The 10,669-nt window shown below is 73.8% G+C and carries 9 protein-coding genes; 2 read left to right on the top strand and 7 right to left on the bottom strand.

All coding sequences use genetic code 11. The features are described from left to right. Nucleotides 1-43: 43 nt before the first annotated feature. The 5 genes from ACWGH0_RS23690 to ACWGH0_RS23670 form a co-directional block, all read right to left on the bottom strand. Entirely contained in the window at nucleotides 44-223 is a 180-nt protein-coding gene (locus ACWGH0_RS23690) for a hypothetical protein (protein WP_453406212.1), read from the bottom strand. A gap of 367 nt (nucleotides 224-590) precedes the next feature. Continuing rightward, nucleotides 591-2,084: an SDR family NAD(P)-dependent oxidoreductase gene (locus tag ACWGH0_RS23685; RefSeq protein WP_453406211.1), complete on the bottom strand. Its 1,494-nt coding sequence runs from the start codon at nucleotides 2,082-2,084 to the stop codon at nucleotides 591-593. 173 nt (nucleotides 2,085-2,257) lie between these two features. Beyond that, the gene (gene glgC / locus ACWGH0_RS23680; protein WP_453406210.1) at nucleotides 2,258-3,475 is read right to left on the bottom strand and encodes a glucose-1-phosphate adenylyltransferase; all 1,218 of its coding nucleotides are present in this window, start codon (nucleotides 3,473-3,475) and stop codon (nucleotides 2,258-2,260) included. Between the two features lie 17 nt (nucleotides 3,476-3,492). After that, on the bottom strand, nucleotides 3,493-4,659 hold the full coding sequence (gene glgA, locus ACWGH0_RS23675; RefSeq protein WP_453406209.1) for a glycogen synthase: 1,167 nt from the start codon (nucleotides 4,657-4,659) through the stop codon (nucleotides 3,493-3,495). Between the two features lie 33 nt (nucleotides 4,660-4,692). Beyond that, nucleotides 4,693-5,421 (bottom strand): (2Fe-2S)-binding protein, encoded by a 729-nt coding sequence (locus ACWGH0_RS23670; RefSeq protein ID WP_453406208.1) that lies wholly within the window; start codon nucleotides 5,419-5,421, stop codon nucleotides 4,693-4,695. 188 nt (nucleotides 5,422-5,609) lie between these two features. On the opposite strand from ACWGH0_RS23670, the gene ACWGH0_RS23665 reads away from it, so the two are divergent. Continuing rightward, entirely contained in the window at nucleotides 5,610-6,584 is a 975-nt protein-coding gene (locus ACWGH0_RS23665; protein ID WP_453406207.1) for a DMT family transporter, read from the top strand. Here ACWGH0_RS23665 and ACWGH0_RS23660 read toward each other — a convergent pair. After that, nucleotides 6,554-7,777 (bottom strand): transglycosylase family protein, encoded by a 1,224-nt coding sequence (locus ACWGH0_RS23660; protein ID WP_453406206.1) that lies wholly within the window; start codon nucleotides 7,775-7,777, stop codon nucleotides 6,554-6,556. The genes ACWGH0_RS23665 and ACWGH0_RS23660 overlap by 31 nt on opposite strands. 249 nt (nucleotides 7,778-8,026) lie before the next feature. Between ACWGH0_RS23660 and gndA the strand changes: the two genes are divergently transcribed. Then, entirely contained in the window at nucleotides 8,027-9,469 is a 1,443-nt protein-coding gene (gene gndA, locus ACWGH0_RS23655; protein WP_453406205.1) for an NADP-dependent phosphogluconate dehydrogenase, read from the top strand. 393 nt (nucleotides 9,470-9,862) lie between these two features. Here the strand turns inward: gndA and ACWGH0_RS23650 are convergent, their stop codons facing one another. Then, nucleotides 9,863-10,648 carry an aspartate/glutamate racemase family protein gene (locus ACWGH0_RS23650; protein ID WP_453406204.1) on the bottom strand — a complete coding sequence of 262 codons (786 nt, stop codon included), beginning with the start codon at nucleotides 10,646-10,648 and terminating at the stop codon, nucleotides 9,863-9,865. Nucleotides 10,649-10,669 lie beyond the last annotated feature (21 nt).

Here is a 10,669-nt window from a genome sequence, read left to right as displayed (position 1 = left end):
TCCCCCGCCGGTTCGGCGGGGGACGCGGTCGTACTCGGCTCGCTCAGTCGATACCCGGCAGGATGTGCGGCTCCGCCAGGTCCTCCTCGTACCCCGCCAGCCGGATGGGGGCGGAGCGGGACCACACTTCGAGGCTGCCCAGTTCGTCGGGCCTGCGGCGACGGGCCTGGGCCCGTTCGCCGTCGTGCGATCGCTTGTCCTGCTTTGTCATCTCTGGCGTCACCGCGCACTCCTCTGTGTCGCGTAACCCGTCGGACGTGTCGCCGTGGCCTGGGCCGGCGGCGACCGGGGCGCCCGATGGGTCAGGAATATGGGGGCTTTACGGTCGCGGTGGCGCCGGTTACTCAGACGGGAGTGGCCTTGGTGAGGCGGTCCGTGTCCAACAGAGTACCCATATGAGCGTGGTTCCGCTCGATGGTTTACGTCACCTTTCGGCCTGCTGCCCTTCGCGTCCTGTTCATCCTGATACCGCCCATCACGGTCCGGTCCCGGGAACGGCAGGCGCGCGGGGAGGGCACAGGTGCCGGAAACACAGAAGTCCGGCGCACGAGCCCCGGGGGCGTCGTACACCGGACCTGTGCCGGAGGGTCCTACCAGTTGGCGGGCGCGTAGTCCTTGAGGAAGACGCCGAAGAGGTCCTCGCCGTCCTCGCCGCGCACGATCGGGTCGTAGACGCGGGCGGCGCCGTCGATCAGGTCGAGGGGGGCGTGGAAGCCCTCCTCGGCGAGCCGCATCTTGTCCGGGTGCGGGCGCTCGTCGGTGATCCAGCCGGTGTCGACGGCGGTCATCAGGATGCCGTCGCTCTCCAGCATCTCCTGGGCGCTCGTACGGGTGAGCATGTTCAGCGCGGCCTTGGCCATGTTGGTGTGCGGGTGGCCCGCGCCCTTGTAGCCGCGGCTGAAGACGCCCTCCATGGCGGAGACGTTCACGACGTACTTGCGGTGGGCGGCGGCCGCGGCCATCGCCGGGCGCAGCCGGCTGATGAGGATGAACGGCGCCGTCGAGTTGCACAGCTGCACTTCGAGCAGCTCGACCGGGTCCACCTCGGAAACTGTCTGGATCCAGCTGTTCGTGTCGTCGAGGTCGGGTACGAGGCCGCCCGCGTCGATCGCCGTGCCCGCCTCGATGCGGGCGAGCGACGCCGAGCCGGTGACCAGCGCCAGGTCGGTGACCTCCTGGGCCGTGAGGCCCTCGGGCCGGGCCGTGGGCAGGGAGAGCTGGGCGCCGGAGCCGAAGGCCCCGATGACCTCGGCGGCCGGCAGCTCACCCGCGGGCAGCGGGGCCGACTCGGCGGCGATCAGCTCGCTGTACGCGCGCGGGGAGCGGCGTACGGTCTGGGCGGCGTTGTTGATCAGGATGTCGAGCGGGCCCTCGGCCGCGACCGAGTCGGCGAGCGCGACGACCTGGGCCGGGTCGCGCAGGTCGATGCCGACGATCTTGAGGCGGTGGATCCACTCCGCGCTGTCCGGCATCGCCTTGAAGCGGCGGATCGCGTCGTTCGGGAAGCGCGTGGTGATGGTGGTGTGCGCCCCGTCGCGCAGCAGCCGCAGCGCGATGTACATGCCGATCTTCGCGCGGCCGCCGGTGAGGAGCGCGCGCCGGCCGGTCAGGTCGGTGCGGGCGTCCCGGCGGGCCCGGTTCTCGGCGGCGCACTTCTGGCACAGCTGGTGGTAGAAGGCGTCGACCTCGACGTAACGGGTCTTGCAGATGTAGCAGGACCTGGGGCGCTGGAGTATGCCCGCGATCTCGGCGGTGGCCGTGGAGGACGGCAGCACGCCCTGCGTCTCGTCGTCGATGCGGTCGGCGGAACCGGTGGCGGTGGCGTGCGTGACGGCCCGGTCGTGGGCGGTCTTCGCCGCGCGGCGCTCCTGGCGGCGGCGCTGCTTCACGGTCCGGTAGATGCCGGCGGTGGCGCGGCGTACCGCGACGGCGTCGGGGTGGTCGACGTCCAGCTTGTCGAGCTCGTCGAGCACGCTCAGGCAGACGGCCATGCGGTCCGGGTCGATGCCGGGGCCGAACGCCGGGGTGTCCTGGCCGTCCGGGATGTCGCCGTACGCCGCCGGACTGTCCTCTGTCACCGTCATCGCCGCTGCTGTCCTCGTGTCACTCGTGCCGCTTGTGCCGCTCGGGAAGTTCCAAAATCCGAACTTTACGTAAGCGGGCGGCCCAGTGCCAAACCCCTTCTCCCTGCGACGGGCGCGCAGCGACGCATCTCACACGGGCCCCGGGGGGCCGAGGGCAGCGGACCGGCGGGGGGTTACGACACCGCCTGTCCCTTGCCGAGCGCGATGACGCCCTTCTTGGAGACGGTGTAGAGCTGCTCGTCGCGCTCCGGGTTGACGCCGATCGTCGCTCCGGGCGGTACGTCGACGTTCTTGTCGAGTATCGCGCCCCTGACGACCGCTCCCCGGCCGACGCGGACGTTGTCGTGCAGGACCGAACCCTGCACCACGGCTCCCTCCTCCACCACCACACCCGGCGACAGCACCGAGCGCGTGACCTGGCCGCCGATGCAGCAGCCGGCGCTGACGATCGACTCGCCCGCGATCCCGCCGGACACGAAGCGGGCGGGGGGCAACTGGCCGGGGTGGGTGTAGACGGGCCAGCGGCGGTTGTGCAGGCTGAACTGCGGCTGGTCGGAGATGAGGTCCATGTGGGCGTCGTAGTAGGTGTCGAGGGTTCCGACGTCGCGCCAGTAGCCGTGCTCGCGCGGGCTCTCCCCCGGCACGTGGTTGTCGTCGAAGTCGTAGACCTGCGCCACCCCGCGTTCGGTCAGCATGGGCAGGATCGAACCGCCCATGTCGTGCACCGAGTGCTCGTCCTCGGCGTCCCGGTGCAGCGCGTCGACGAGCACCTTGGCCGTGAAGATGTAGTTGCCCATGGAGGCGAAGACGCGCCGGGGGTCGCCCGGCAGGCCCGGCGGGTCGGCCGGCTTCTCCAGGAAGCGCTCGATCCGCGTGCCGTCGGCGGCGGGCGTGATGACGCCGAAGGACGACGCCTCGGAGCGCGGCACCCGGATGCCGGCGACGGTGACGCCCGCGCCGCTCTCGATGTGGTTCCGCAGCATCTGCCGTGGGTCCATGCGGTACACGTGGTCGGCCCCGAACACGGCGATGTAGTCGGGCTGTTCGTCGTGGACGAGGTTGAGCGACTGGAGGATCGCGTCGGCGCTGCCCAGGTACCAGCGCGGGCCGAGCCGCTGCTGGGCGGGGACCGGGGTGACGTAGTTCCCGAGCAGACTGGACATGCGCCAGGTGGTGGTCACATGGCGGTCGAGCGAGTGCGACTTGTACTGCGTCAGCACGCAGTTGCGCAGGATGTCGCCGTTCACCAGGTTCGACAGGACGAAGTCGACGAGCCGGTACGTGCCGCCGAACGTCACCGCCGGTTTGGCCCGGTCGGCCGTCAGCGGCATGAGCCGCTTGCCCTCCCCGCCCGCCAGTACGATCCCGAGCACCGAAGGTCCACCGCGCATCTGCCGCCTCCTGCTCGCTACTTGGACTTGAGGATCTCCTCGTACACGGCCGCCGTGCGACGCGCCACGGCGTCCCAGCCGAACTCCCGCACCGCGCGCTCGCGGCCCGCCGCGCCCATCCGCCGTGCCGTGTCCCGGTCCCCCGCCAGCCGGTCGACGGCGGCGGCCAGCTCGGCCTCGAAGACCTCGGGACGCGACTCCTCGTACGGCACGAGCAGTCCCGTGCCGCCGTGCTCGACGACCTCCGGGATGCCGCCCACCGCGGAGGCGACGACGGGCGTGCCGCACGCCATCGCCTCCAGGTTCACGATGCCGAGCGGTTCGTACACCGAGGGGCAGACGAACACGGCGGCGTGCGTGAGGAGCTGGACGACATCGGGGCGCGGCAGCATCCGTTCGATCCAGTGCACGCCTTCGCGGGTGCGGCGCAGTTCACCGACGAGGTCGCGGAACTCGCGCTCGATCTCCGGGGTGTCCGGGGCGCCGGCGCACAGGACGAGCTGCGTGCCCGGGTCCAGGCGCCGGGCGGCCCGCAGCAGGTGGGGGACGCCCTTCTGGCGGGTGATCCGGCCGACGAACAGGGCGTACGGGCGCTGCGGGTCGATGCCCGTGCGGGTCAGCACGTCCGTACGCGGGTCGGGGCGGTACAGCGCGGTGTCGATGCCGTTGTGCACGACCCGCACCCGGCCCGGGGCGAGGGACGGGTAGCTGCCGAGGATGTCGGCGCGCATGCCGTGCGAGACGGCGACGACGGCGTCGGCGGACTCGATCGCCGTGCGCTCGGCCCAGCCGGACAGCGTGTACCCGCCGCCGAGCTGTTCGGCCTTCCAGGGCCGCAGGGGCTCCAGCGAGTGCGCGGTCATGACGTGCGGGACGCCGTGCAGCAGCTTGCCGAGGTGGCCGGCGAGGGCGGTGTACCAGGTGTGGGAGTGGAGCAGGTCGCACCCTTCGAGCGCGGCGGCCATCCTCAGGTCGACGGAGAAGGCGCGCAGCGCCTCGTTGGCGTGGCCGAGGGCGTCGTCGGGACGGTGGCCGTGGACGGGGCCGAGGGCGTCGCGGGCGCCCCAGCAGTGCACTTCGACCTGGGCGAGGGCGCGTAACTCGCGGGCCAGGAACTCGACGTGGACGCCGGCTCCGCCGTACACGTCCGGCGGATACTCACGGGTGAGCAGTCCCACCTTCACCGCGGTCCCCCCGTCGTCGCCCTCCCCCGATGGTCACTCAGATACGGGCTGTGCGGAAGACCGCCGCACGGAGCGCCGCGGCGCGCGTGGGAACACGCAGTCCCCGCAGACGCCGCCGGACGGGCAGCGGTAGTAGAGGCAGCAGCTGCGGCGGCGGAAGGCCCCGGCGTCCAGGGTGCCGGTGCCGCGCAGGTCCGGGTCGCGGAAGAGCTCGGCGGCCAGGGCGAGGGCCCGCTCGCCCACTTCGGGCCGCCCGTTCGCCCGCGCCCAGGTGCGGAGTTCGCGGGCGGCACCCGCCAGGGCCGAGCCCGCGTTGCCCCACAGCAGCGCCCGGGACACCCTCCCGTCCCGGCACAAGGCGTCGGCCAGGGGTACGAGATGGCCGTACTGGACCACTTCGCGGATGCGCTCGGCGGTGGCGGGCAGCGGGCGCGGCGGCGCCGCGAGCCACAGGTCGTCCGGTGACGTCAGGTCGGGGTCCCACCGCAGTTCGTCCGGCGGGAGCGCGGCGAACTCGCCGTACAGCGCGGCCGGGCCCAGGGCGAGCGACCACAGCCGGGCGGCGATTCCGAGCTGGGCGACGGAGGCGGCGACCCTGCGCTCGGGTGCGCCGAGCCGGGCGGCGACCTTGTCGACGCGGAACGTCAGCGGGGCGGTGTCCCCGGCGTAGATCCGTGCGAGCGGTACGTGGGCGCCCCCGTCGGGCGTCGCGGTGCGCAGCGCGAAGAACCCGCCCACCGCTGCCACTTCGGCCCAGTCCATGCGCGCTCCCGCCCGTCCGCCCGGCCCAGTGTCACACGCCGCCCGCGCCCGCCGTCCTCGGCCCCGGGGTGGGGCGGCCCTCGCCGGGAGGAGGAGGCCGGCCGGACCCCCGTACTCCGTCGGCAGTACGTCCGAATGCGTGCTCAAGGACGACGACGCGAACGCCTGGAGAAGACATCGTGGAGTGCATGAGTGCTCTCGCCCTGTCCGTGCTGCTGGCGCTGGTCTCCGCTGTCGCGTACGCGGCCGGGGCCGTCGTGCAGGAGCGCGTCGCGGCCACGACCCCGGCCCGCCCGTACGCCCCGCTGCGCCGCGCCGCGTGGTGGGCCGCCGTGGCGCTCAACGGGCTCGGCGCACTGCTGCACGTCGGGGCTCTGGCGTACGGGCCGCTGTCCCTGGTCCAGCCGCTGGGGGCGCTGACCATCGTCTTCGCGCTGCCGATGGCGGCCGTGTTCGTGCGGCGCCGGGCCGGCGCCGCCGCCCTGCGCGGGGCGATCATGGCGTCGGCCGGGCTCGCGGGCCTGCTGTCGCTCACCGGCACGGCGGACGCGCAGTCGCTGGACGGCGGCGAGCGGCTGGCCGTGACGCTGGTGACGGCCGGCGGGGTGGGGGCGCTGTTCCTGGTGGCGCAGCGGGTCCACCGTGCCGTCGTGCGCAGCGTCCTGCTGGCGACGGCGGCGGGCGTCGTGTTCGGGATCGGCTCGGTGTTCACCAAGACCGTGGCGGTCGACTGGGCGGCGTCGGGTGGGCCGGGCGGCCTGTCGGACCACCTGCCGAGCCTGCTGACGATCGCCGGGCTCGCCGCCGCGGGCATGGCGCTCTCCCAGGCGTCCTACCGGGGCGCCGGACTCGCCGCCCCGCTGGCCACCGTCACGGTGGCCAATCCGGTGGTCGCCGCCGCCGTCGGCATCACCCTGTTCGGCGAGCACTTCCGGTACGGCGCGACCGGCACGGCGCTGGCGCTGGGCTGCGCGGTCGTGACGGCCGGCGGTCTCATCCTGCTGACGACCGAGCGGCTGGGGGCGCACGCCGAGCGACGGCTGCCGGGCGTGCCGGCGCAGGCGCCGCCGACCGCATCGGCGGGTCTCGCGGGGCCCCGCACCGCGAGCCCCGCGGTGCCCCGCTCCCGGCCTCAGACGGTGACGCCGCCCGCCCTGAGGTAGGCCAGCGGGTCGATGTCGGAGCCGTAGCCGGGTCCGGTCCGCACCTCGAAGTGGAGGTGGGGGCCGGTGCTGTTGCCGGTCGAGCCGGAGCGGCCGATGCGCTGGCCGGCGCCGACGTTCTGACCCTCTCGGACGGTGAGCGCGGAGAGGTGCGCGTACTGGCTGTACTTGCCGTCGGCGTGCCGCACGACGACCTGGTAGCCGTACGCCCCGCCCCAGCCGGCCGAGACGACCCGGCCGGACGCGACCGACTTCACCGCCGTGCCGGTGGGCACCGGGAAGTCGACCCCGGTGTGGTAGCCCTTGGCCCACGAGGAACCCGCCGCGCGGTAGGGCGTACTGGGGCCCGTGTCGACCGGGGCGGTGAGGCCCTGGGACCGGCTCGCCTTCTTGGGCGGCCTGGGAGCCGGGGCGCGCTCGGCCTCGCTGCCCCGGCCGGGGCGCTCCACCGCCCGCTCGGCGGGCCCGGCCTTCCGCGCGCCGCCGGTCCGCTTGCCGTCGAGACTCAGGCGCTGTCCGGGGAGGATGAGGTCCGGGTCGCCGCCGACGACCTCGCGGTTGGCCGCGTACAGACGCTGCCAGCCGCCTCTGACGTCCTGGTCGTCCGCGATGGTGGAGAGGGTGTCGCCGCCGGCGACGGTGTACGTCTGCCCCTTCGCCCTGGCCGTGTCCTTCCCGGCCCCGTCCTTCTTCGCCTCCCCCTGCGCCCGGCCGGCGTCCTTCGAGCCGTGGGCGGTGGGGACCGACCCCTTCCTGGCCTGCGGCTTCCTGTCCGGGGCCGACTTCGGCCCGGTCCCGAGGTCCGGCGCGTCGCCGCCCCGGACCAGGCCGGCCCGTACGGAGCACAGCGGCCACGCCGTCGGCCCCTGCCCCTTGAGCACCTGCTCGGCCACCGCGATCTGCTCGTTCTTGGTGGCGAGGTCGGCGCGCGGGGCGTAGGCCGTGCCGCCGTACGCCTGCCAGGTGGACTGCTTGAACTGGAGACCGCCGTAGTAGCCGTTGCCCGTGTTGATCTGCCAGTTGTTCGTCGACTCGCAGGCGGCGACCTTCTCCCAGACGTCCACGGAAGCGGCTTCGGCCGCTCCCGGCGCGACCAGCGGCAGGGCGATCCCGGCGCCGCCGGCCGTCACCGTGAGCGATGCACGGTTGATACGGCTCGGCTGGTACCGGCGGTGTCGACCGGATGCGGCCATGCTCGGTTCCCCCCACTCACGTCACGCGTCGGACACGTCGCAATCGGCAAAAGTAGGGCCACCGTACGCTCCGGGACAAGGGCTTGTACGCCGAACTCACCCCTGCCTCCGGCATATTGGCCCACCGGCCGTCCGGCCGGACCGGTCCGGAGTGCGAAAGCCGCCGCGCGGCTCGAAGATCGGTGAACAGCCGGGTCCGTCGGTACGTACCCCCACGGACGCAGACACGGACACCCCAGGAGCTCACGCATGAGTGACAAGGCCCAGATCGGTGTGACGGGGCTCGCGGTGATGGGCGGCAACCTCGCCCGCAACTTCGCGCGCAACGGCCTCACGGTCGCGCTGCACAACCGGACGGCGGCGAGGACCCGGGCCCTCGTCGAGGAATTCGGCGACGAGGGCGCGTTCGTGCCGGCCGAGACGGCAGAGGACTTCGTGGCGGCCCTGGAACGGCCGCGCCGCCTGGTCGTCATGGTGAAGGCCGGTGAGCCGACGGACGCGGTGATCCGGCAGTTCGCGCCGCTGCTGGAGCCCGGCGACGTCGTCATCGACGCGGGCAACGCGCACTTCGAGGACACCCGGCGGCGCGAGAAGGAGCTGCGGGAACTCGGCATCCACTTCGTCGGTACGGGCGTCTCCGGCGGCGAGGAGGGCGCCCTGCACGGCCCGAGCATCATGCCGGGCGGGTCGGCCGAGTCGTACGCGTCCCTAGGGCCGCTGCTGGAGCGGATCGCCGCGAAGGCGAAGGACGGCGCGCCCTGCGTCACCCACGTCGGTCCCGACGGGGCGGGGCACTTCGTCAAGATGGTGCACAACGGCATCGAGTACGCCGACATGCAGCTCATCGCCGAGGCGTACCACCTGCTGCGCGCCGTCGCGGGCTATGGCCCGGAGCAGATCTCACGGACCTTCCGCTCGTGGAACACCGGGCGGCTCGACTCGTACCTGATCGAGATCACCGCCGAAGTGCTGTCCCACATCGACGACACCACCGACGAGCCCTTCGTCGACGTCGTCGCCGACGAGGCCGAGCAGAAGGGCACGGGCCGGTGGACGGTCCAGATCGCGCTCGACCTGGGCGTTCCGGTGTCGGGCATCGCGGAGGCGGTCTTCGCCCGCTCGCTGTCCGGGCACACCGATCTGCGCCGGGCCTCCCGGGAGCTGCCAGGCCCCACGGCCGCCCCGCTCGGCGAGGCGGAGGCGGCCGCCTTCGCGGACCAGGTGGAGCAGGCGCTCTACGCGTCCAAGGTCGTGTCGTACACCCAGGGCTTCCACCAGATCCGGGCGGGCAGCGACACGTACGGGTGGGACATCGATCTCGGGGCGGTGGCCGGGGTCTGGCGCGCGGGCTGCATCATCCGGGCCGCGTTCCTCGACCGGATCAGGGCCGCGTACGACGCCGAGCCGGGGCTGGTGAGCCTGCTGTCCGACAAGGGGTTCACCGAGGAGATCGGCGCGGCGCAGGACGACTGGCGCGCGGTGGTCGCGGGCGCGGCGCTGCGCGGCGTGCCGACGCCGGGCTTCTCGGCGGCGCTGGCGTACTACGACGCGCTGCGCGCGGAACGGCTGCCCGCGGCCCTCACCCAGGGGCAGCGCGACTTCTTCGGGGCGCACACCTACCGGCGCACCGACCGCGAGGGTTCGTTCCACACCCTGTGGGGCGGCGACCGGTCGGAGGTGCGCACCGGCTGATCAGGGTCCGGCCGGTCCCGGCTGCGGTTCCGGGTCGGGTACGGGGTCGGGCCCCGGCGGCTTGGGAATCGGGTCCGGCGCCGGTCCCGGGGGAACCGGGCCGGGGCCGGGTTCGGGTGTGGGGGTCGGGCCGGGTTCGGGGGAGGGCTCCGGTCCGGGGCCCGGTCCCGGGCCGGGGTGGGGCAGGGGCCCCGGGTCCGGCAGGGGGCCGGGGCCCGGTCCGGGTACGGGGCCGGGGGGCGGTGTCGGGGACGGTGGTACCGGGTGCGGCTGCGTCATGGCTGTGCCTCCTGACTGTGGCCGTCGGGCGACGGGATCCAGACCTGGCCGGATCATGACCCGACCGGATCACGACCTGACATCACGACCTGACCGGATCACGACCCGACCGGGTCAAGACCCACTTTCTCCCGCTGCGACTGCCCTCGCCCGCCGGAACGACACCTGCGCGGCCGCGCGGATCGCGGGGCGGCCAGGGCGGCCGGCGTCCGCCGGCGCCGCGACCGGACACCCCGTGGCACGGCTCTGCCGGACGGTCTCCGCCGCCGCGCGCAGGCCGGGTGCGGGGCTGGAGAGTACGGGCACGGGGAGGCCGCCCCGGACACGGGCGGCGGCATCGGCCATCGACGCCTGGGCCAGTACCACCGCGTCCACGTCGGTGAGGGCGGCGACGGCCCCGGCGACGACGTCGAGATAGCGCGTCCGGTCGCCGGCCTCGAAGTACGGCCAGGCCCCGTCGACCAGGACGGTACGGATGCCGACGGTCCGCCCCGCCGCCCGCGCCTCCTCGCGTACCAGGTCGCAGGTCGGCCCGAAGGTGCTCTCCAGGGCGGCGACGACGGCGACGCGGACCGTCGCTCGCTCCGGCGCGGCGGCGACGGCGGCCGCCGCCATGGGACGGTCCACGCGCAGCACGGGTACGCCGATGTGCGCGGCGTACCCCTCCGCCGCCGCGCCGATGCTGGAGCAGGTGCACAGCACGGCGGTCGCCCCGTCCCGCACGGCCGCGTCGAGTGCCGCGCCGACGGCCCGGTCCGCGGCGCCGGGCCCGCCGGAGCGGGCCAGGGCCAGCAGCTCCTCGTCGACGACGTGGCGCAGGGCGAGACCGGGGTGCTCGCGGTCCCGCAGGGCGTCGAAGACGGGGACGTGGACCGGCGAGGTGTGCAGCAGGAACAGCATGCCGCGATGCTAGGCCGTGCT

The sequence above is a fragment of the Streptomyces sp. NPDC054887 genome (assembly GCF_053610585.1).
This window is presented reverse-complemented; position numbering and strand designations above follow the sequence as displayed.